This is a genomic window from Arthrobacter sulfonylureivorans, from assembly GCF_047607445.1.
GTDB classification, from domain to species: domain Bacteria; phylum Actinomycetota; class Actinomycetes; order Actinomycetales; family Micrococcaceae; genus Crystallibacter; species Crystallibacter sulfonylureivorans_A.
Window position 1 is genome coordinate 37,410 of the sequence record NZ_JBLKRT010000027.1, and the last position, 21,026, is coordinate 58,435.

The following is a 21,026-nucleotide window of genomic DNA, read 5'->3' on the forward strand; positions in this document are numbered from 1 at the left end:
ACCCGCCGTCGCGCGTCGGTTAAGAGGTTGCCGGGACCGGTCAGTCGTTGTCGCGCAGGTCGTAGACCCGGCGCAGCTTTCCGCTGGAACGGGCCAGGGTGCCGGGGTCGGCGACCACGATCTTGCAGCTGGAGCCCACGTGGATTTTGATTTGCCGTTGCAGCTCGCGGGACGCTTCGACGGCCATCGCAGCGGTGCAGTCCTCGCGGCGCTCAATCTTGACGGTCAGCTCGTCCATCCGGTTGGGCCGGGTGATCTCCAGCTGGAAGTGCGGGCTCAGGCCGGGGATGCGCAGGGCGATCTCTTCGATCTGGGTGGGGAAGAGGTTCACTCCGCGCAGGATGATCATGTCATCCGAACGGCCGGTGATCCGGCCGATCCGGCGCATGTTCGGGCGGCCGGTGCCGGGCAGCAGCCGGGTGAGGTCGTGCGTGCGGTAGCGGATCACCGGCATGGCTTCCTTGGTCAGCGAGGTGAACACCAGCTCGCCGGCCTGGCCATCGTCCAGCACCGCGTCGGTCAGCGGGTCGATGATCTCCGGGCGGAAGTGGTCCTCCCAGATGGTGGAGCCGTCCTTGTAGTCCACGCATTCACCGGCCACGCCGGGGCCCATGACCTCGGACAGCCCGTAGATGTCGCAGGCGTCGATGTCCAGCTTGTTCTCCAGCTCGTGGCGCATCTCGTCGGTCCACGGTTCGGCGCCGAGCACGGCGACTTTCAGGGACGTCTTGGCCGGGTCGAGTCCGGCGCGCTCCATCGCGTCCACGATGGTCAGCAGGTAGGTGGGGGTGCAGAGGATGGCGTCCGGTTCGAAGTCCTGGATCAGCTGGATCTGCTTCTCTGTCTGGCCGCCCGACATGGGGATCACCGTGCAGCCGAGCTTCTCCGCACCGTAGTGGGCGCCGAGTCCGCCGGTGAACAGGCCGTAGCCGTAGGCGTTGTGGACCTTCCAGCCCTTCTTCACGCCGGAGGCGCGGATGGAGCGGGCGAACAGCGTCTCCCAGTTCTGGATGTCCTTGCGGGTGTAACCGACGACGGTGGCGCGGCCGGTGGTGCCGGACGACGCGTGGATGCGCGCCACTTCCTGCTGCGGCACGGCGAACATGCCAAACGGGTAGGCCTGGCGCAGGTCTTCCTTGTCCGTGTACGGGAACTTGGCCAGGTCAGACAGTTCCTTGAGGTCTTCGGGCCGCACGCCGGCGTCGTCGAACTTCTTCTTGTACATCGGCACCCGCTCGTAGGCGTAGGCGACGGTGTGCTGCAGGCGCTGCAGCTGCAGGGCTTCCAGTTCGTCCCGGCTCATCAGCTCCTCGGGGTCGAGGGTGTCCTCGGCGGCGGGAGTGGTCTTGCGGGCTTTGGTGCCGGTGGTGGCGGTCATGGAACGGTCCTTCGATGCGGGTCGGGCTGTAGTGCTCGGCGGGTGGCGGTGGGCGGCGGGGTCAGGGCGTGGAGGGCTTGCGTGCAGGGTTGGGCACGGTGCGGGAGCGGCCGCGGAACTCGAGGAGCACGTCAGCGCCGCCGTGCGGATTCTCCTGCGTGACGGTGATGTCATACAGGCCGCTGCGGCCGGTCTGGTTGACCAGCCGGGCGTTGGCGGTCAGCAGTCGGCCGGCGAATCCGGGGTTGAGGAAATTCACGTCGACGCCGGAGGCTACCGTGATGGTGCTGCCGTCGCCGTCCGGGTCGTTGCACGCCAGCGCGAAGGCCACGTCGGCGAAGGCGAACACCATGCCGCCCTGGGCCATGCCGAAGCCGTTGAGCATTTCCTTGCGGAGGCGCATCTGGATGACGACGTCGCCAAACTCCGCCTTCAGGACTTCCACGCCCATCCACTGAGCGGCCTGGTCGTCGACGAAGGCCGGATGCATGGGTCGCTCTCCGGGTCGCAGAACGTTACTGTCAGCCGGATTGTCGAGGGAAGTATCGACGTCGATGTCCGTCATGGAGGCCCCTTGCTTTTAATACCGAATGTTCATTAGGTAATCCTGAAATGTGACTCAAGTCAAGACGGGCCCGAGGGCTCGGGCAGCGTAAACCAACGGCATGGGCCGGCGTCGCCCGCTGACACGTGAGACGCCGCCGCGCTGGCGCTAGACCAGTTCGGTGGCACCGATCGCATCGAGGGCGTAAGCGTAATCCCACGCCCGGTCCTTCCAGGCCTCATACCGTCCGGAGGCGCCGCCGTGGCCTGCCTCCATTTCGGTCTTGAGCACAATCGGATCAGACCCGGTTCCGGTCTCCCGTAGGGCCGCCACCCATTTGGCCGGCTCGACGTAGAGCACCCGTGTGTCGTTGAAGCTGGTTACTGCAGCGATCTTCGGGTAGGCCGCCGCCCGCACGTTCTCGTACGGGGAGTAGGACTTCATGTAGGCATATACCTCCGGATCGGTGATCGGGTTGCCCCACTCCTCCCACTCCAATGCCGAGAGCGGAAGGTCTGGATCCAGGATGGACGTCAGGGCGTCCACGAACGGCACCTGAGCCACGATCGCCGCGTACTTCTCCGGCGCCAGGTTGGCAATTGCGCCCATGAGCAGGCCGCCGGCCGAACCGCCCATCGCTGCGATCCGGGCCGGGGCCGCCCAACCGGAGGCGGCCAGCCAGTCGGTGGCGTCCACGAAGTCGGTGAAGGTGTTTTTCTTGCGCAGTTTCTTGCCGTCGTCGTACCAGTGCCGGCCCATCTCGCCGCCGCCGCGCACGTGGGCCACCACGTAGACCACGCCGCGGTCCAGCAGCGAGAGCCGTGCGGTGTTGAAGGCCGGATCCATGCTGACTTCATAGCTGCCGTAGGCGTAAACCAGGGCCGGGTTGCTGCCGTCGCGCTGCACCGAGGCCCTGCGGATCACCGAGAGCGGGATGTTGGTACCGTCGGCCGCCGTGGCCCACTCGCGTTCGGCAATGTAGTCGGCCGGGTCGTAGCCGCCCAACACGGGCGTTTCCTTGCGCAGATGCAGCGTGCCGGTGGCCAGCTCATAGTCGTAAATCCGGGGTGGGGTCAGGAAGGAGGTGTAGGCCAGCCGGATCACCGGTGCCTCGTAGTCGGAGCCGCCCACGCCGGCTGTAAACAGTTCCTCGTCGAAGCTCGGTTCCGCCGGGGCTGCCTGGCTGTCGGTTCCCAGACCGGCCAGGGGCAGTACCTGGACACGTTCGATGGTGTCCTTGCGGATCGACAGCACCACGTGCGTGGAGGTGACGCCTGCGCCGTTGACCCGCACCCGGTCATCGTGTTCCAGCACGGTGTCCCAGTGTTGCGCGCCCAGCGGCTGGGAGAATTCAGTCAGGTCGGCCAGCGAGACCATCGAGTTCACGGCGTCTTTATTGTGCGTGAGCAGCACTTTCTGCACGCCGTCCAGCAGGAACGGCTCGGCATCGTAGAGCACCCGCTCGCTGCGCGGGATCAGTGTTTGCAGTCCGGAATCCGGCTCGGCGAAGTCCAGCAGCCGGGTTTCGGAGTATTCGGAGCATCCGATTCCGATCACCAAGTGACGGCGGTCGGAGGAGAGCTCAAAGCCCAACCACATGGCCGGATCGTCTTCCTGGTAAATCACGACGTCGGAGTCCACCGAGGTGCCGATGGTATGCGCCTTGATTTGGTACGGGCGCCACGACTCATCCACCACGGTGTAGAACACGCGGCTGCCGTCGGGGTCGAAGGCGAGGGAGTAGAAGACGTTCTCCACGACGTCGTCCAGCAGTACGCCGGTGTCCAGGTCCTTGATCCGCAGGGTGAAGCGCTCGTCGCCGGCGAAATCCGCGGCGTAGGCGTACAACCTGCCGTCCTTGGTGACGGCCGAGCCGCCCAGCGAGAAGAACGGCTTGCCGTCCGCTTCCGCATTGCCGTCCAGCAGGATCTGCTCGCCGGGTACCGGCTGGCCGGGTTCAACCTGCGGGGGAGTCCAGTCTGCTGCGCGATCGCCGGTGTCCGAGGCCCGGACCCGGCACTGGATCCCATACTGTTTGCCCTCTTCCATGCGGCCGTAGTACCACCAGCCGTCCTTCCGTACCGGGACGGACAAGTCCGTTTCCTGCGTACGGGTCTTGATCTCGTGGAAGATCGCCTCACGCAGCGGCTGCTGATGCGCCGTCACGGCTTCCGTGTAGGCGTTTTCCGCCTGCAGGTGGGCTACGACGTCCGGATCCTCCTTGTCCCGCAGCCACTCGTAGTTGTCCACGAAGGTGTCGCCGTGGTGGGAGCGCTCGATGGGAACCTTGCGGGCCACCGGCGGTTCGGGCAGCCGGGCGGGGGAGGAGACGTTGGCTGTTTCGGCGGGGGAGTGCGTCATGCCACCAATATATAGAGCGGGCCGGCCCGGCTGGGCTGGTTTGGCTGAGGGTGGAAGAGCGCAGCCGCCGGGCGTCAGCCGGAGAGGCGGTGGAGCCAGACGGCCACGGGAACCATGATCACGGCGCCGATCACCAGGCACCAATTGCCCAGGAATGAAATCCAGGCAGCGCTCCGGCCGGACTCTGCCCGGTCTGGGCCTGTGGCTGCGCGCGGATCCAGCACAGGATCGGGGTCAAGGTGGCGGGAGAACTGTCCCCAGAGCGTGGTCGCGAGGGTCAGCAAACCGCCGCCGATCGCGACCGGCAACGCCGGAAGTTCGGCAACCACCGCGTCGCCGAGCAGCAATCCCGCGACCACGAGCAGGGCACAGACGGCGGCGCCCAAGGCCGCGGCCTGCCACGCCTTCAGCCGCACGACTGTCCGGAGGTTGAAGGCAACCAGCGGCAGTACCAGCAGGAAGGCAGCGGCCACCAGGAGGTGGAATCCGCTGATCTCGAAGGACTGGCCTTCGCTGGCCGGCCCCGCGGCAGTGATCAGCGCCATGAAACCGAAAAGTCCTACGAGGTTGACCGCGACGACGGTGAAGAGGCCCGTGGGCTCAGGCTGCTCCAATCCCAGGCTGCGGGCATATTCCGTCGGATCCCCGAAGGCTTCCTCCGGGCTTTCACCGCTGTCCGCCAGATGCTCGCTGGCGGTGGCCGCGGCATCACCGATCCGTACCCCGCTGACATTCAGCAGCCGCAGTTCCAGGACCATCTTGTCCAGCCACTCTTGTTCGGTGTGTGTCTGCGTCATGGCTGCTGCTCCTCGTTCTTCAGGTGTGCGTGGACGATGCCGGTGAAAAGCCGCCACTGGGACTGCTGCCGTTCCAGTTCGGCCAGGCCTTCGGTGGTCAGCCGGAAGTACTTGCGGCCCGGCCCGCCTTCGCCCGCCCGCCACTCGGTGGTCACCAAGCCGGCAGATTCCAGCCGGGTGAGGAGCGGATAAAGCGTGCCGCCCTTCACCGCGCCAAGTCCGGCCGCTTCCAGGGCAGTGGCAATGGCGTAGCCGTAGGTGGGACCTGGCTCCAGTGACTTCAGGACGCACAGGCCCAAGACGCCCCGCATCCATTCGGCGGGCCATGACTTCTGCTGCATGACTAGATAGTTGCACTAACTAGTCTGTCTGTCTAGTGGGGATCCGGCGGTGAGGGCGCACATCGCCTCCCGTGGGTCTTGACACGGGGGATGCCACCGAGCAATTTCAACGGACGATTCGTCAGCCGGCGCGGTCCGTTTTCCGCGCAGTTGCAAGGGACGGGGCCGGTCGGACAGGGCGGTACACGGAGTCGTCAGGCAGTTTTGCCTCTTGCCCCGCGAGCATTTCTCGTGTGTATTGAGGACAACTGGACAGAAGGGAGAAAGCAAATGCGTGGAAGCAACCTCATTTGGACAATTGTGGGCGTCCTGGCAGCGATTGCCCTGATCATTTGGATCGCTTCGGCCATCTAGATCCATCTCTTCACGAGTTGACGATGAAGCCTCCACCGCAGGTCGGTGGAGGCTTCATCGTGTGTCGGCGCGGATTGTGCTCACGAAGGACAGTAACTATTTGCTGGGCGTGCCATGGCCGCTTCCATCCCAGCCTTGACGCTCCTGCGGGGCCCCTATATCCTGAACGAACGGTCGGTAATTATTTCGCGGCCGGACTACGTACAGTGAGGTGACCATCGTGGCAACGCAGACCGACGCCGGCGACCAGAAGTTGCACGCCGTGCCGTCCGCTGAGGACGAGGCCGGACAGGCCTACTTTGACAAGATCATCGCCGAGGATTCCCGGATCGAACCCGCCGACTGGATGCCGGAGAAGTACCGCAAGACGCTGACCCGGCAGATGTCCCAGCACGCGCACTCCGAGATCATCGGCATGCAGCCGGAGGCCAACTGGATCACGCGCGCCCCCAGCCTGAAGCGCAAGGCCATCCTGATGGCCAAGGTGCAGGACGAGGCGGGCCACGGGCTCTACCTCTACTCGGCCACCGAGACGCTGGGTACCCCGCGCCACGTGCTTAATGAGCAGTTGATGTCGGGCAAGGCCAAGTACTCCTCCATCTTCAACTACCCGGCGAACAGCTGGGCGGACATGGGCGCCATCGGCTGGCTGGTCGACGGCGCCGCTATCGCCAACCAGGTGCCGCTTTGCCGCGCCTCCTACGGTCCGTACGGCCGCGCGATGGTCCGCATCTGCAAGGAAGAGTCCTTCCACCAGCGCCAGGGTTTCGAGATCCTGCTGGAACTGGCCAACGGCACCCCGGCCCAGAAGCAGATGGCCCAGGACGCGGTCAACCGCTTCTATGCCCCGGCGCTGATGATGTTCGGCCCGACCGACACCGATTCGCCGAACTCGCAGCAGTCAATGGCCTGGAACATCAAGCGCTTCTCCAACGACGAGCTGCGCTCGCGGTTCGTCGGCATGATCCAGGAGCAGGTCAAGGTCCTGGGCCTGACCCTGCCGGACGACGAGATCCGTTACAACGAGGAAACCGGCATGTGGGAGCACGGCGAACTCAACTGGGATGAATTCTACGAAGTGCTTGCCGGCCGCGGCCCCTGCAATGCACAGCGGATGGAACGCCGTCGCGAGGCACATGAGAACGGCGCCTGGGTGCGCGAAGCAGCAGCCGCCTATGCGGCCAAGAAGGCACAGAAAGCACAGGTGGCCTAAATGGCAACAGGAGACCAGACCTCAATGGCGCAGCCCGTCAAACCGGCGCCCGAGGAGACCTCGGCATTGTCGGACAAGCAGCCGTGGCCTTTGTGGGAAGTTTTCGTCCGCTCTTCGCGCGGGCTCTCCCACGTGCATGCAGGTTCGCTGCACGCTCCGGACGCCGAGATGGCCGTCCGCAATGCCCGGGACCTGTATACCCGCCGCAACGAGGGCGTTTCGCTGTGGGTTGTGCCGGCGTCGGCCATTGTGGCCAGCGATCCGGACGCCAAGGGCGAATTCTTCGAATCGCCCAAGGGCAAGGATTACCGCCACGCCACGTACTACACGAAGAGCGAAGGGGTGAAGCACCTGTGAGCGGCGAAAGCGCTACCCGGATCACCCCGGGCAATGCCCTGCGTCCGGAAGACATCGCGCAGCAGGTGACCGAGGGCAACAAGGCCAGCGAGGACGTCGCCGAATACGCACTGCGTTTGGGCGACGATGCGCTGATCCTGGCCCAGCGCCTGGGCTGGTGGATCTCCCGCGCGCCGGAGCTGGAAGAAGATGTGGCACTGGGCAACATTGCCCTGGACCAGATCGGCCACGCCCGGTCCTTCCTGACCTACGCCGGCTCCGCCTGGGGCAAGTCCGAAGACGATCTGGCCTACTGGCGCGGCGAGAGCGAGTTCCGCTCCAGCTACCTGGTGGAGCAGCCCAACGGCGACTTTGGCAGGACGATTGCCCGCCAGCTGGTCATCGCCGCCTACCAGCACGAACTGTATTCGCGGCTGGTCGATTCACAGGACGAAACCTTGGCGGCCATCGCGGCCAAGGCGGTCAAGGAAGTGGACTACCACCGCGACCACGCCGAGCAGTGGACTGTGCGCCTGGGCGACGGCACGGAGGAGTCGCACCGCCGCATCGCCGCGGGCTTCACCTCGGTCTGGCCGTATGTGCAGCAGCTGTTCGAGGACGACGACCTGATCGACCGCCTGGACGGCATCGCCGTGCGGCCCTCGGAACTGCGGGCAAACTTCGATGCCTACATCGCGGCCGTTTTTGCCGAGGCCACCCTGGAGGTCCCGGACGTCCAGCCCGCGATGACGGACAAGACCCGCGTCAAGCACAGCGAACACTTGGGCTACCTGCTGGCCGAAATGCAGGTGCTGGCCCGCGAACATCCCGGCGCCACCTGGTAACAGGTGCCGGTCCTTTCGGAACAGGTCCTCTTCGGAACAACGGAGCAATTCATGTCCACAAACACCGCGCAGCGGCCAGCTGAAACCGAGGAAACCCGCGTCTGGGACGTCGCGGCCACCGTTTGCGATCCCGAGATTCCGGTGCTGACCATCGAGGACCTCGGAATTCTGCGGTCCGTGTCGGTGCTGGATGAAACCGACGACGGCGGCCGGCCGGCTGTCGAGGTGACCATCACCCCGACCTACTCCGGCTGCCCTGCGATGGACGCCATCAGCGAGGACGTCGCCAGCGCTTTGGCAGCCGAGGGGTATGCCGACGTCCGCGTGAAGCTGGTGCTGGCCCCGGCCTGGACCACGGACTGGATGACTGCCGAAGGCAAAGCGAAGCTGAACGAATACGGCATCGCGCCGCCGTCGGGCTCCGCACCGATCCGCACCGGACCGGTCAAGGTGGGGCTGAGCGTGAAGTGCCCGCGCTGCAATTCGCTCAACACGCGCGAGCTCTCCCGCTACGGCTCCACCTCCTGCAAGGCGCTGTACCAGTGCAATGACTGCCACGAACCCTTCGACTACTTCAAGGTGCTTTAGATGACTACTTCCACCACGGAGGCCCCGGCGGCCAAACGCCGCGGCACGTTCCACCCGCTGTCCGTCGCCGAGGTCCGCAAGCTCACCGACGAGGCCGTGGAGGTCACGTTTGCCGTGCCGGAGGAACTGCAGGGGCAGTTCGACTACGTGCCGGGACAGTACGTGGCGCTGCGGACCACGCTCCAGGAGCAGGAAATCCGCCGCAGCTACTCCATCTGTGCCGAGCCGAAGCCGGGCGAGATCCGCGTGGCTATCAAGCGGGACATCGGCGGCCTGTTTTCCAATTGGGCCAACGACAACCTCAAAGCCGGCGACGTGCTGGACGTGATGAGCCCGGCCGGCGCATTCATTTCCAAGCACCAGATGACGGAAATCAACCATCCGGAACAGATCAATACCGACGTCGAGGCCACCTTCGTGGCATTCGCCGCCGGCTCCGGTATCACCCCGGTGATTTCGATCGCCCGGACGGTGCTTGCCGCCAACACAAACGTCAGGTTCGACCTGGTGTACGCGAACAAAGCCGCCATGGACGTGATGTTCGTGGAGGAGCTGGCGGATCTGAAGGACAAGTACCCCACCCGCTTCGCGCTGCACCATGTGCTCTCGCGCGAACAGCGCATCTCGCCGCTGCTCTCCGGCCGGATCGATGCCGAAAAGCTCACCAGCCTGTTCGACAGCGTGTTGCGGACCGACGACGTGGACGAATGGTTTCTCTGCGGCCCGTACGAACTGGTGCAGCTGTGCCGCGACACCTTGGCCGAGCGCGGCGTGCCGGCGGACAAGATCCGCTACGAACTGTTCTCCACCGGCGAGCCGACCAAGCCGCAGGGCAACATCGGCCGCCCGGTACAGGTGGACCCCAGCGCGGACAACTACGACATCACCTTCACCCTCGACGGGCTGACCGGCAAGGTCGCCTCGCCGAAGCACGCCCGCGAGTCGGTGCTCAACGCGGCGCTGCGGGTACGCCCCGATGTGCCGTTCGCGTGCGCCGGAGGCGTCTGCGGCACCTGCCGTGCCAAGGTGGTTTCCGGGACGTTCACCATGGAGGAGAACTACGCGCTGGAACCGGACGAGATCGAGCGCGGCTACGTGCTCACGTGCCAGACCCACCCGACCAGCAAAGAAATCACCGTCGACTACGACGCCTAACGACCGGTGATCGACCAAGCGAGCTGACGATACCGGCGGTCGACCGGTCTCTACTCGGCGCTGGCGCGCCTCCGTCGACCACCGGCGCCAGCTGACGATATCGGTGGTCGACCAAGTGAGCGCCAGCGAGCGCGCGGAGACCATGAGCGCGTAGGCTTCCGGTGATCGACCAAGCTTGCGAGCTACCCCGGTGATCGACCAAGCTTGCGAGCTACCCCGGTGATCGACCAAGTGAGCGCCAGCGAACGCGCGGAGATCCGGTAACCGCGCCACCCTGAGAGGAACTACGGATGAGCATGATCGAACTGTCCATCGAGGACAACGTCGCCGAAGTGGTGCTGAATGCGCCGGGAAAGATGAACGCCCTGGACGAGCAGGCAGTCGTGGATCTGGGCAAGGCGTACGACGACGCCGCTGCCGCCGGCGTCCGTGCCCTGTTGCTCCGCGGCGAGGGCCGCGGATTCTGCGCTGGCCGCGACATCTCGCAGGTGGATCCTGCCACTGACGATGCCTACGGCTACCTCTCCGGTGTGGTCACCCCGGTGCTGCGGAAAATGGCGGAATTCCCCGCACCCACGTTCGCCGCCGCGCAGGGGGCCGCGCTCGGCGTCGGGCTTGGCCTGCTGATCGCCACGGACGTGGTGTACGTTGCCGATTCGGCGAAGATCGGTTCCCCGTTCGCCAACCTGGGCGCAACGCTGGACTCGGGCGGGCACTGGCTGTTCACCGAGCGACTCGGCGCGCACCGCACCCTGGACCTGATCTACACCGCCGAACTGATGAGCGGCGAAGAAGCGGTCCGGGCAGGGCTGTTCAGCCGCGCCATGCCCGCGGACGAACTGCTGGAAACCACGCGGGGAATCGTCGGCAAGGTCGCCCAGGGCGCCACCGGTGCATTCCGTGCTTCCAAGGAACTGGTGGCCAACATCCGCGACCAGCGGCTGGGCCTGTGGCTGGCCACCGAAGAGGAGAACGCGGCCCAGGGCCGGCTCTGCAAGAGCGACGACTACGCCGAGGGCTTCAAGGCGTTCCAGGAGAAGCGCAAGCCGGTCTTCAAGGGCTGAGGTTCCCGCTCCTGCCAGAGCTCGCCCGCTCTGGCAGGATGGCTCCATGAGCGCCACACCGACCGCCGCAACGTCGGCTGACTGGACCGTTGCCATCCCGGACCGCGAACTGTTGTCTGCGCTGGGGCCACTTCCCGCCGGAATCACGGCCGTCCCGTGGGATTTCGACGGCGAACCGGACGGGGCGCAGGTGGATCAGATCGACGTCGTGGTGCTGCCGTATCCTGATGCGGCAGGCGCCCTCCCGCACCTGGCCAAGCTGAAAAACCTGAAGCTGGTGCAGGCCCAGACCACCGGCGTAGACGGAATCGCCGACGTCGTGGGTCCGGATGTCGCGATCGCCAGCGCCGCCGGCGTGCATGCAGCCTCCACCGCGGAACTCGCCGTCGGCCTGATGCTCGCCTCGCTGCGGGGAATCGACGTAGCCGCTCGAGACCAGCCAGAGGGCCGCTGGCGCCATGAGCGTCGGCTCTCCTTGGCCGATAGGAAGGTCCTGCTGGTAGGCGTGGGCGGCATCGGTATGGAAATCGCGCGCCGTCTGGAGCCCTTCGAGGTGCAGTTGACCCGGGTAGGGACCCATGCCCGGGACGACAGCGATGGCCACATCCACGGCACCGGGGAGTTGGAGCAGCTTGCCGCGTCCCACGATGTCCTGGTCGCCATTACGCCGCTGACCGACGCCACTCACGGACTGATCGACGCCGCAATACTGGCCGCTCTTCCGGACGGCGCGCTGGTGGTCAATGTTGCCCGCGGGCCGGTGGTGGACACGGACGCCTTGACCGCCGAAGTTGTCTCCGGCCGGCTGAGCTGTGCGCTGGATGTCACCGACCCCGAGCCCCTGCCACCGGACCACCCGCTGTGGCGGGCCGGCAACGCGCTGATCACTCCGCACCTGGGCGGCGACACCACAGCGTTCGAACCGCGGATCGTCCGCCTCCTGCAGGATCAATTGGCAGCCGTCGCAGCCGGCCAGACACCGCAGAACCTGGTGCAGCCGGGGTGTTTCCGCAATAGTTCCAGCTAGCTTCCACGGTGGTGGGCCGGGGGCTGGACAACCACGGCGGGGCGCGAGCACGATGGAGGCGGCGCGTCGGGGCAGCCGCCCAGCGCCGGAGGAGGGGTGACCGATGGGCATCATCGTGGCCAACATGTTCCTCACCCTGGACGGTGTCTACCAGGCGAAGGGCGGGACCGATGAGGACCCGGAGAACGGCTTCGGCTATGGCGGCTGGCAAACGCCGTTCTTCGACGATGAATCCGGAGAGGCGATGGGCGCCGTCATCGACCGCATCGACGCGCTGCTGCTCGGACGGAAGACGTACGACATCTTCGCCGGGTATTGGCCGAATGTCGGCGACGACTCTCCGATCGCCGCGAAGTTCAACGCGGCGCCGAAGTACGTCGTCTCCACCAAACTCACCGAGCCGTCATGGGCGGGAACCACGGTCTTGCCCCATGCGATGGCTGCCGCGCACCTGCGCGAACGGCATGACGAGGTGCACCTCTTCGGCAGCGGCGACCTGTTGCAGTCGCTCTTCACCGAGGACGTGGTGGATCGCCTGAACCTGTGGCTCTATCCGCTCACCGTGGGCAGCGGCAAACGTCTCTTCGGCTCCGGCACGATTCCGGCGGCGTTCCGTCTGGTGGGACCGGCCCGCACCTTCGAGAAGGGCGCGGTGGCGCTGGTCTACGAGCGCGCGGGCGAAGTCGAAACGGGCAACATGGACGAGGTTGTGGCGGGCCGGAGCGACGACGGCGGCTAACACGAACGACCGACCGCTGACGAGGCCGTGAGCACGGCTCAGCGGGTATCCAGGTCTTCGAAGACCAGGAATGTCTGGGTGTCCAGAATGCCGGGCATCGACTGGATCTGGTCGAAGATGACCCGGCGCAGATCCACGTTGTCCACCGCGCGGACCAGCAGGATGACGTCGAAGTTCCCGCCGACCAAGGCGATGTGATGTACCTCCGGGATGGCCCGAAGCGCCTCGCGCAACTCGCGCCAAGAATGCTGCCGCAGCTTCAGCGTCACATAGGCCGAGGCCTTGAGGCCCGCCTTGATCGGGTCCACCAGGGCAGTGAACTTGGTCAGGACACCGGCTTCGGTCAGTCGCGAGATCCGCGAATAGGCGTGGGCCCGGGAGATGTGAACGTTTTCCGCCACCGCGGTGACCGAAAGCCGGCCGTCCTTGGTCAGCTCCGCCAGGATCCTACGGTCAATCTCGTCCAGCTGCTGGACTTTCACCGCGGCGCTCTCTGCCATACGTCTACACCTCGTGGGGTTATCCAGCTCACAGTAACAATTTGTCTCCAAGCGTACGGCTGATTGCGCAAATTTTCCACGCTTTCCCGGAGAAGTGGATACGAAAAGTATCCCAATCTCATACTAAAGCTACACAGTTTCTTCAGGCAGAGGCGGCCGCGGTACGGCCGGACGACCTGGCTGAAGCGGCAACACCGCTGCGGCCGACCAAGGATTTCGAGGGAGACACCATGACTATCTCAACCGGTAACCCGATCGAGGGATCGATGGCCGATCCGTCCCGCCGCGCCGGCATGGACGATCCGGTCACCGCCGAGGCCTACATGCTGCCCTCCGGCGAGCCCGTGCAGCTGGTGGATCCGGACGGCCGGCACGTGCACAACGACAAGTACCCGCTGCCCGACGGCGACGCCCTGCTGAAGGCCTACCGCGAGCTGGTGGTGGGCCGCCGCGTCAACGACCAGGCCAACGCTCTGGTCCGCCAAGGCCGGCTGGCCGTTTACCCGTCCTCGCACGGGCAGGAAGCCTGCCAGGTAGCCTCCGCGCTCTGCATCGGCGGGAACGACTGGATGTTTCCGACCTACCGCGACACCGTGGCCGTGATTGCCAAAGGCGTCGACCCGGTGCAGACCCTCACCCTGCTGCAGGGCGACTGGCACGGCGGCTACGACCCGTACGAGCACAAGGTCTCGATCCAGGCCACGCCGCTGGCCACCCAGTTGCTGCACGCGGTGGGCGTGGCCCACGCGGCCAAACTCAAAGGCGAGGACACCGTCGTCGTCGCGCTCTGCGGTGACGGGGCCACCAGCGAAGGCGACTTCCACGAGGCGCTGAACTTCGCCGCGGTGTTCCACCTGCCCGTGGTCTTCTTTGTGCAGAACAACCAGTACGCCATCTCCGTTCCGCTGAACAAGCAGACCGTGGCGCCGTCGCTGGCACACAAGGCCATCGGCTACGGCATGCCGGGCGAGCGGGTGGACGGCAACGATACCGCCGCCCTGCTGGCCGTGCTGGGCAAGGCAGTGGACCGCGCGCGGGACGGCGGCGGCCCGGCCCTGGTGGAGGCACACACGTACCGGATGCAGTCGCACACCAACGCCGACGACGCCACCCGCTACCGTACCGACGACGAAGTGGCCGAGTGGACGCCCAAGGACCCGCTGGTCCGCCTGCGGGCCTACCTCAAGGAGCTGAACGTCCTGACCGAAGAGCTGGAAGAGGAGATCGCCGGCCGGGCCGAGACGGTTGCCGCCCAGATGCGCGACGGCCTCAACGCCGAGACCGAAGTGGACCCGGAGGACCTGTTCCGGTTCGTCTTCACCGAAAAGACCAGCCAGCTGCGCGAGCAGGCCGCCATGCTGCGCGAAGAACTCTCGCGCGAGTCGGCCTGACCGCCGCCCACCGAAGGACACACCATGAGCACAACAATGACGTTCGCCAAGGCGCTGAACACGGCACTGGCCGATGAAATGGAAGCCGACGGCTCCGTCGTCGTCTTCGGGGAAGACGTGGGCCCGCTGGGCGGGGTTTTCCGCATCACCGACGGGCTGACGAAACGATTCGGCGAGGAACGCTGCTTCGACACCCCGCTGGCCGAGTCCGGCATCATGGGCATGGCCATCGGCATGGCGATGAACGGCCTGCGCCCGGTGGTGGAGATGCAGTTCGATGCCTTCGCCTACCCGGCGTTCGAGCAGGTGGTCTCGCACGTGGCCAAGATGCCGAACCGTACCCGCGGCAAGGTCAAGCTGCCGATGGTCATCCGGATTCCGTATGCCGGCGGCATCGGCGGCGTGGAGCACCACTGCGACTCCTCGGAGTCCTACTACGCGCACACTCCCGGGCTGACCGTGGTGGCGCCGGCCACGGTGGAAGACGCCTACACCATGCTCCGCGAAGCCATCCGCTTCCCGGACCCCGTGGTGTTCCTGGAGCCCAAGAAGCTGTATTTCTCCAAGGAGCAGCTGGACCTTGAGGCCCTGCAGTCGCGCTGGGGTACCCCGGCGCTGGACCGGACCGACGGACCTGAGCCCACTGCAGCGCCTGCGGAAGGAGGATTCGGCCGCGCCGTCGTCGCCCGCGCCGGAACCGACGCCACGCTGATCACCTACGGTCCGTCCGTGCCCACCGTGATGAAGGCCGCGGCAGCCGCCGCCGAGGAAGGCCGCTCGCTGGAGGTCATCGACATCCGCTCCATCGTTCCCTTCGACGACGAGACCGTAATGGCCTCCGTGCGCAAGACCGGCCGCGCCGTCGTGGTCGCCGAAGCCCCCGGTTTTGCCTCGGTCGCCTCCGAGATCGTGGCACGCGTGCAGGAACGCTGCTTCCACTCGCTCGCCGCCCCGGTGCTGCGCGTGACCGGTTTCGATATTCCGTACCCGGCACCGAAGCTGGAGCACTTCTACCTGCCCAGCGTGGACCGCATCCTGGACGCCGTGGACGAACTGCAGTGGGAGGACGCTTAGCCATGACGCGACAAGTATTCAAGCTGCCGGATCTGGGTGAAGGCCTGACCGAGGCCGAACTGGTCAACTGGCTGGTCAAGGTGGGCGACGAGATCCGCGTGGACCAACCGGTGGCCGAAGTGGAGACCGCCAAGTCCATGGTGGAGGTGCCCAGCCCCTACGCCGGGACCGTCGCCGTGCTGCACGGTGCCGCCGGGGACACCCTGGATGTGGGCAAACCGCTGATCTCGGTGGATGCGCCGGGTTATGTGCACGACGACGGTGCGTCGGGTTCCGCGGGATCCGCACCGCAGGCGGGGGAGGCCTCTGGCAGCTCCGCGCCGCCTGCCGCCGGGCATCCCGACGGCGAGGCCTACCGGAACGAGGAACGTGCCGGCATCAAGGAACCCGCACATCAAGAACCGGCCCATCACGAATCGGCAGAGTCCGGTTCCGGCAACGTGCTCATCGGCTACGGAACCCCCGGCGGATCGGCCGGCTCCAAGCGCACCCGCAGGCCCAAGGCCGGCCGTGTCGCCGGGTCTCTGCTCGGCGCTGGCGCGCCTCCGTCGACCACCGGCGCCCCGGTGGTCGACCGGTCTCTGCTCGGCGCTGGCGCGCCTCCGTCGACCACCGACAGCGCCCCGTTGTCGAGTGCCCCGGTGGTCGACCAAGCGAGCGCCCCGGTGGTCGACCAAGCGAGCGCCAGCGAGCGCGTGGAGACCCGCGTGGAGACCCGCGTGGAGACCCGCGGCTCGGCGCCACTGGTCATCTCGCCGTTGGTCCGCAAACTGGCCCGGGACGGCGGCCTCCGTCTGGCCGACATCTCCGGTACCGGCGACGACGGGATGATCCTGCGCAAGGACGTGGAAGCCGCGCTCGCCGGCGCCCGTACCCCGGTGGTCGACCAAGCGAGCGCCAGCGAGCGCGTGGAGACCCGCGTGGAGACCCGGACCACCGAAGGGGCCTTCGGCGCCGACGCCCGCACCGGTCTCGGCATCTCCGCCCGCACGCCGATGAAGGGCGTCCGCAAGACCGTGGCGCAGGCGATGTCGCGCAGCCGCACCGAAATCCCCGAAGCCACCGTCTGGGTGGACGTGGATGCCACCGCGCTGCTGCAGATGCGGGCCGACCTCAAGCGGCGCGACCCGGAGAACACCCCGGGGCTGCTGGCCTTCATCGCCCGGTTCGTGCTGGCCGGACTGGCTAAGTACCCGGAGCTGAACACCCGGGTGGAAGGCGAGGAGATTGTCGGCTTCGACGGCGTCAACCTTGGCTTCGCCGCCCAGACCGACCGCGGGTTGATGGTGCCGAGCGTCCGCAACGCCCACAAGCTCAGCGCCCGCCAGCTGGACACCGAGATCAGGCGGCTCACCGCCGTCGCGCGTGACGGCAAGGCCACGCCCGCCGAGCTGACCAGCGGTACCTTCACGCTGAACAACTACGGGGTCTTCGGCGTGGACGGCAGCGCCGCCATCATCAACTACCCCGAGGTGGCGATCCTCGGCGTCGGCCGGATCATCGACAAGCCCTGGGTGGTCAACGGCGAGCTGGCCGTCCGGAAGGTCACCGAACTGGTGCTGGCCTTCGACCACCGAGTGTGCGACGGCGGCACGGCCGGCGGCTTCCTGCGCTACGTCGCGGACGCCATCGAAAACCCGGGCAGCGTGCTGGCGGACCTGTAGCCGCTGTCCCCGCAGGCCGGACACATGCAACCGCTGTCCCCGCAGGCCGGAGCCTGAACCGGCCTGCGGGAGAGCCGCAGAAATGCCCCTAGCTGGCCATTCCGCAGGACGCTACGCTTAGGCATGATCACTCTGCCAGAGGCGTATCAAAAGTACCTCTCCGGGTTGTCTGCACACCATGCCGAGGCGCTCCGGCCGGTGTTCCTCGAATCGGCAGCCGAAGGGGAACACGGGATCATGATCCGGGGAATGGGCTCCAAGCACGTGCAGGCGTTCGTCGACGACTCCGTGCCGTTCGGCGAAATCCGCGAAGTGCTCCGCAACGTCCACGAGTTCTGATCGTTGGGGCTTGAGCGCGTGGGCCGCGGCCGGTAGCCGCGACCCGGTCTCTTCCTGTGCCTGTCCCCCTTCCCTACCTGTCTCTTTCGTGCCCGTCTCTCCGCGCCGTCGTTCGGTGGAACGGGCCGGCGCGGTACGGTAGCAGGAAAAGGCTGTGCCATCTGCGCGGCCAGTGTGCGAGGCGATGGAGGGTGACGGCCGGATGAGCGATGCCGCCCGATCAGAGGACAGAACCGGCGAACGGGTAGAGACCGTACAGGTAGCGCCCGGAAACTATGTCATCCGGACCTCGGAGTACCTGCTCAACACCGGGCTGGTTGTCGGCACGAACAAGGCCCTGGTGGTGGATACCGGCGCCGGCCCGCGCCAAGCCAAGCGGATCTACGCCGCGGTGCGCCGCCTGACCAAGCTGCCGCTCGTCGTCGTCAATACGCATTTCCACTATGACCACGTCTTCGGTAACGACTACTTCGCAGCCCAGGGCGTGCAGGATTTTTACGCGCATCGCAGTTGCGCGCACGACATCGCGGAGAACGGCGCGCTTCAACGCGCAACTGTCGCGGAGACCGAACCGGAAATGGCGAACGCCCAGGGCGAGCACACCGCGATCAGGATCCCCACCCGACTGGTGGACACGGAGACCACCGTCGACCTGGGCGGCGTCAGCGTCAAGCTTTTCCATTTGGGTTTGGGCCACACCGACGGCGACCTGCTGGTCGGCTCGCCCAGCACCCTGTTTGCCGGCGACCTGGTGGAGCAAGGCGCACCGCCCGCGTTTGAAGACTCCTACCCGCGCGACTGGGTCGAAACACTGCGGCGGATCTCCGGCTTGCGTCACGAGTACGACGTGCTGGTGCCCGGCCACGGCCAAACGGTCAGCGACGCCTTCGTGAAGAACATGTGCGAGACCATGGCCCTGGCCGTCCGGATGGGGGAGCAGGCCAGCCGTGACACCCCTGCGGACGCCACCAAGGCCATCCCGATCCTGCCCTACGGCCCGGTGCAATCCCGCGCACTGCTGCAGCGGCTCAAAGCCAACAGGTGAGCGGCACAAGCGACTTCAGCCTCCGCCAGATAGCGCTACCGGCATTCGGCCCCTCGGTGCTGTATGGCGTGGGCATGGGCGCCATCGCCCCGGTCATCGCGCTACGGGCTCACGACCTTGGAGCCAGCTTTGCGGTGGCCGCGCTGATGACCACCGTCGTCGGGTTGGCCTCGCTGCTGACCAACCTCCCGGCGTCGTCCCTCACGGCAAGGTTCGGCGAACGAAGTGCGCTGGTCGCGGCAGCCGTTTGGGCGATGGCGGCCATGGTGCTCGGGGCCACCGCCACCAGTTTGCCGCTCTTTGCCGCGGCGATCTTCATGGTGGGCATGGCAGGTTCCGTGTTCAACCTGGCCCGGCAGTCCTACCTGACCGCGGCCGTGCCGCACCACCTGCGCGCCCGCGCCATGTCCACGCTCGGCGGGACCCACCGGATCGGCATCTTCGCCGGCCCGTTCCTGGCCGCTGCGGCCATCGCGCTGGGCGGTATCCCGGCGGCGTTTTGGCTGGGCGCTGCGACCATGGTGCTGGCGGCCGCGCTCTCGCTGACCGTGCCCGACTTCGAGCCGACAACGACGGCGGTGCCGGGCGCGCCGCCCGTGACCATCCGCAGCATCTTCACCCGCCACTGGCGGACCTTCGCCACGGTGGGCGTCGGAGTGATGCTGGTAGGCGCCGTCCGCGCCTCGCGGCAGGCCGTGCTTCCGCTCTGGGCCGCGAATCTGGGTCTGGATGCCTCGTCGGCGTCGTTGATCTACGGCTTGTCCGGTGCCGTTGAAATGCTGTTGTTCTACCCGGCGGGGAAACTCATGGACGTCAAGGGCCGGATCTGGACCGCGGTGCCGTGCATGGCCATCATGGCCGCGGGGCTCATCTGGATCCCATTCACGGCCGGCTTCACCGCGCTGCTGCTCGCGGCGCTGCTGATGGGCGTGGGCAACGGGATGGGCTCCGGGATCGTGATGACGCTTGGCGCCGACTATGCGCCGGCGGCGGGACGGCCACAGTTCCTGGGCCTGTGGCGGCTGGTCACTGACACCGGCATCATGGGCGGTCCGGCGCTGCTTAGCGCGGTCACCGCCCTCGTGTCGCTCTCCGTGGGGATATGGACGACGGCGGGGCTCGCCATCCTGGGAGCGGTCGCCTTGGGATATTGGATCCCACGGACCCGGCCCGCGGAAGCTCCCGAAGGTATCACCCGGGCCCCAACGCGTCGGCGCGGCAGCCCGGCCGGGTGACGGGCAGGTAGCCGGAGCCGTACCCCGAGCGGCTAGCCCGCGTTGTTAACTTGGGGAATCAGGCGGACGGTTTTCGCTGTCCGCGTCCCAGTCCAGGTCGGCACCTTCGCGGATCGGCAAGGCCTCGATCGATGGGTCGGACACCAGGGCCTTGATGAGCTCCCAGCTTCCGGCCACGATCGTCGAGTCCCAGTCGATCTCCGTCACCAGCACCCAGCTGTGGTCGTCCGGCCACAAGATGCTAGGTGACTGTGGAAAGGCCGAACCATCTTGCCACGGTGCGTCGCCGGGCCACCCGCGTCCGGCGAAGGACTGTATTCCGGCGCTGAACAGGTAATAGGCGCGGTCCGACAGGTGCAGCACCGGGCCGTTGACAACATCCTGAGGCAGGATCCCGGAGCCGGGCCCTCCGTCAGCCACGAAGTATCCCGAGGCAGCTGACGTCGGACCGTCGGCGGGTTGACGGAGCGGCATCGCTGCATCGGACGCGGCGAGCACGGCAGATCCGGCTGAGCTGGTCAAACCGCCCCAGCCTTCCCACACAGCTGCGACGCCCTTGGTGGGCGTGGTGGTGTGGTCGGCGAGGTGACCGGCCACAGCGGCGAGGGTTCCAGCGTCGAGATTGCCTGGCATGGGCTCGAAATAGCGCCAGCCGGCGGCATCGAGCACGTCGTGTCCGCCGTCGGGCGGGGAACCGATGAGACGGTGGAACTGTGCCAGCGGGTGCATGACGGTCCCGAAAGCCTCGGCCACCGTGCTCCACGACACCTGTTCCGAAGTGACATCGAATTCCGAACTGACATGGAATTCACCGGCGCCAGCGCCTGCCATTGTGTCCCGGCTGGTCTGTGCCTGCCCGGGCTGGGCGCCCTGATGCACCGGCCGGTCGCGTTCGGCCGGATGGAAGATCCGAGCATAGGCCGGGTAGCCATGCGGCACGGCCACGTGCATGGTGGACGACCCAGCGGTCAGCCGGGGAATCAGCCATCGACCTTGTTTATCGTTGAGGAGGGCCTCCATCCCTACAGCCTATTCA

The 21,026-nt window shown here is 66.6% G+C and carries 21 protein-coding genes; 14 read left to right on the plus strand and 7 right to left on the minus strand.

What is annotated here, in order from left to right; genetic code table 11:
- Positions 1 to 40: 40 nt before the first annotated feature.
- The 5 genes from paaK to ACMX2H_RS13470 form a co-directional block, all read right to left on the minus strand.
- Positions 41 to 1,378, minus strand: a complete 1,338-nt coding sequence (gene paaK / locus ACMX2H_RS13450) for a phenylacetate--CoA ligase PaaK (RefSeq protein WP_414960993.1) — start codon at positions 1,376 to 1,378, stop codon at positions 41 to 43.
- A gap of 61 nt (positions 1,379 to 1,439) precedes the next feature.
- Complete coding sequence (locus ACMX2H_RS13455; RefSeq protein WP_414960995.1) at positions 1,440 to 1,943, minus strand: hotdog fold thioesterase; 504 nt, start codon at positions 1,941 to 1,943, stop codon at positions 1,440 to 1,442.
- Positions 1,944 to 2,090: 147 nt separating this feature from the next.
- The gene (locus ACMX2H_RS13460; protein WP_414960996.1) at positions 2,091 to 4,283 is read right to left on the minus strand and encodes a S9 family peptidase; all 2,193 of its coding nucleotides are present in this window, start codon (positions 4,281 to 4,283) and stop codon (positions 2,091 to 2,093) included.
- A gap of 74 nt (positions 4,284 to 4,357) precedes the next feature.
- A complete protein-coding gene (locus tag ACMX2H_RS13465; protein ID WP_414960998.1) occupies positions 4,358 to 5,080 on the minus strand; it encodes a hypothetical protein in 723 nt (240 codons plus the stop codon).
- Positions 5,077 to 5,421, minus strand: coding sequence for a PadR family transcriptional regulator (locus tag ACMX2H_RS13470; RefSeq protein ID WP_414960999.1), 345 nt, complete (start codon positions 5,419 to 5,421; stop codon positions 5,077 to 5,079). Before ACMX2H_RS13470 ends, ACMX2H_RS13465 begins: the two co-directional genes overlap by 4 nt.
- Before the next feature lie 574 nt (positions 5,422 to 5,995).
- On the opposite strand from ACMX2H_RS13470, the gene paaA reads away from it, so the two are divergent.
- From paaA to ACMX2H_RS13510, 8 genes are all read left to right on the plus strand, one after another.
- Complete coding sequence (gene paaA, locus ACMX2H_RS13475; protein ID WP_414961001.1) at positions 5,996 to 6,988, plus strand: 1,2-phenylacetyl-CoA epoxidase subunit PaaA; 993 nt, start codon at positions 5,996 to 5,998, stop codon at positions 6,986 to 6,988.
- A 24-nt stretch (positions 6,989 to 7,012) separates the two neighbouring features.
- Positions 7,013 to 7,345: a 1,2-phenylacetyl-CoA epoxidase subunit PaaB gene (gene paaB, locus ACMX2H_RS13480; RefSeq protein WP_136785856.1), complete on the plus strand. Its 333-nt coding sequence runs from the start codon at positions 7,013 to 7,015 to the stop codon at positions 7,343 to 7,345.
- Entirely contained in the window at positions 7,342 to 8,169 is an 828-nt protein-coding gene (paaC, locus tag ACMX2H_RS13485; RefSeq protein ID WP_414961002.1) for a 1,2-phenylacetyl-CoA epoxidase subunit PaaC, read from the plus strand. Before paaB ends, paaC begins: the two co-directional genes overlap by 4 nt.
- A 51-nt stretch (positions 8,170 to 8,220) precedes the next feature.
- A complete protein-coding gene (paaD, locus tag ACMX2H_RS13490; RefSeq protein WP_414961004.1) occupies positions 8,221 to 8,757 on the plus strand; it encodes a 1,2-phenylacetyl-CoA epoxidase subunit PaaD in 537 nt (178 codons plus the stop codon).
- The gene (gene paaE, locus ACMX2H_RS13495) at positions 8,758 to 9,912 is read left to right on the plus strand and encodes a 1,2-phenylacetyl-CoA epoxidase subunit PaaE (RefSeq protein ID WP_414961006.1); all 1,155 of its coding nucleotides are present in this window, start codon (positions 8,758 to 8,760) and stop codon (positions 9,910 to 9,912) included.
- A 296-nt stretch (positions 9,913 to 10,208) separates the two neighbouring features.
- Positions 10,209 to 10,976, plus strand: a complete 768-nt coding sequence (locus ACMX2H_RS13500) for an enoyl-CoA hydratase/isomerase family protein (RefSeq protein ID WP_414961042.1) — start codon at positions 10,209 to 10,211, stop codon at positions 10,974 to 10,976.
- A 46-nt stretch (positions 10,977 to 11,022) separates the two neighbouring features.
- Complete coding sequence (locus ACMX2H_RS13505; protein WP_414961008.1) at positions 11,023 to 12,003, plus strand: 2-hydroxyacid dehydrogenase; 981 nt, start codon at positions 11,023 to 11,025, stop codon at positions 12,001 to 12,003.
- Positions 12,004 to 12,106: 103 nt separating this feature from the next.
- Positions 12,107 to 12,742, plus strand: a complete 636-nt coding sequence (locus ACMX2H_RS13510; RefSeq protein WP_414961010.1) for a dihydrofolate reductase family protein — start codon at positions 12,107 to 12,109, stop codon at positions 12,740 to 12,742.
- 38 nt (positions 12,743 to 12,780) lie between these two features.
- On the opposite strand, the gene ACMX2H_RS13515 is transcribed toward ACMX2H_RS13510, so the two are convergent.
- Entirely contained in the window at positions 12,781 to 13,242 is a 462-nt protein-coding gene (locus ACMX2H_RS13515; RefSeq protein WP_414961012.1) for an Lrp/AsnC family transcriptional regulator, read from the minus strand.
- Between the two features lie 230 nt (positions 13,243 to 13,472).
- Here ACMX2H_RS13515 and pdhA point away from each other — a divergent pair, with 230 nt between their 5' ends.
- From pdhA to ACMX2H_RS13545, 6 genes are all read left to right on the plus strand, one after another.
- Positions 13,473 to 14,633 (plus strand): pyruvate dehydrogenase (acetyl-transferring) E1 component subunit alpha, encoded by a 1,161-nt coding sequence (gene pdhA / locus ACMX2H_RS13520; RefSeq protein WP_414961014.1) that lies wholly within the window; start codon positions 13,473 to 13,475, stop codon positions 14,631 to 14,633.
- Positions 14,634 to 14,657: 24 nt separating this feature from the next.
- Positions 14,658 to 15,707: an alpha-ketoacid dehydrogenase subunit beta gene (locus tag ACMX2H_RS13525; protein WP_136785863.1), complete on the plus strand. Its 1,050-nt coding sequence runs from the start codon at positions 14,658 to 14,660 to the stop codon at positions 15,705 to 15,707.
- Positions 15,708 to 15,709: 2 nt separating this feature from the next.
- Positions 15,710 to 17,371 (plus strand): dihydrolipoamide acetyltransferase family protein, encoded by a 1,662-nt coding sequence (locus ACMX2H_RS13530; protein WP_414961017.1) that lies wholly within the window; start codon positions 15,710 to 15,712, stop codon positions 17,369 to 17,371.
- A 123-nt stretch (positions 17,372 to 17,494) separates the two neighbouring features.
- Positions 17,495 to 17,710: a hypothetical protein gene (locus ACMX2H_RS13535; protein ID WP_414961019.1), complete on the plus strand. Its 216-nt coding sequence runs from the start codon at positions 17,495 to 17,497 to the stop codon at positions 17,708 to 17,710.
- Between the two features lie 154 nt (positions 17,711 to 17,864).
- Entirely contained in the window at positions 17,865 to 18,755 is an 891-nt protein-coding gene (locus ACMX2H_RS13540) for an MBL fold metallo-hydrolase (protein ID WP_414961021.1), read from the plus strand.
- Positions 18,752 to 19,990 (plus strand): MFS transporter, encoded by a 1,239-nt coding sequence (locus tag ACMX2H_RS13545; RefSeq protein WP_414961023.1) that lies wholly within the window; start codon positions 18,752 to 18,754, stop codon positions 19,988 to 19,990. The genes ACMX2H_RS13540 and ACMX2H_RS13545 overlap by 4 nt, the downstream gene beginning before the upstream one ends.
- 45 nt (positions 19,991 to 20,035) lie before the next feature.
- Here the strand turns inward: ACMX2H_RS13545 and ACMX2H_RS13550 are convergent, their stop codons facing one another.
- On the minus strand, positions 20,036 to 21,010 hold the full coding sequence (locus ACMX2H_RS13550; RefSeq protein WP_414961025.1) for a hypothetical protein: 975 nt from the start codon (positions 21,008 to 21,010) through the stop codon (positions 20,036 to 20,038).
- Positions 21,011 to 21,026 lie beyond the last annotated feature (16 nt).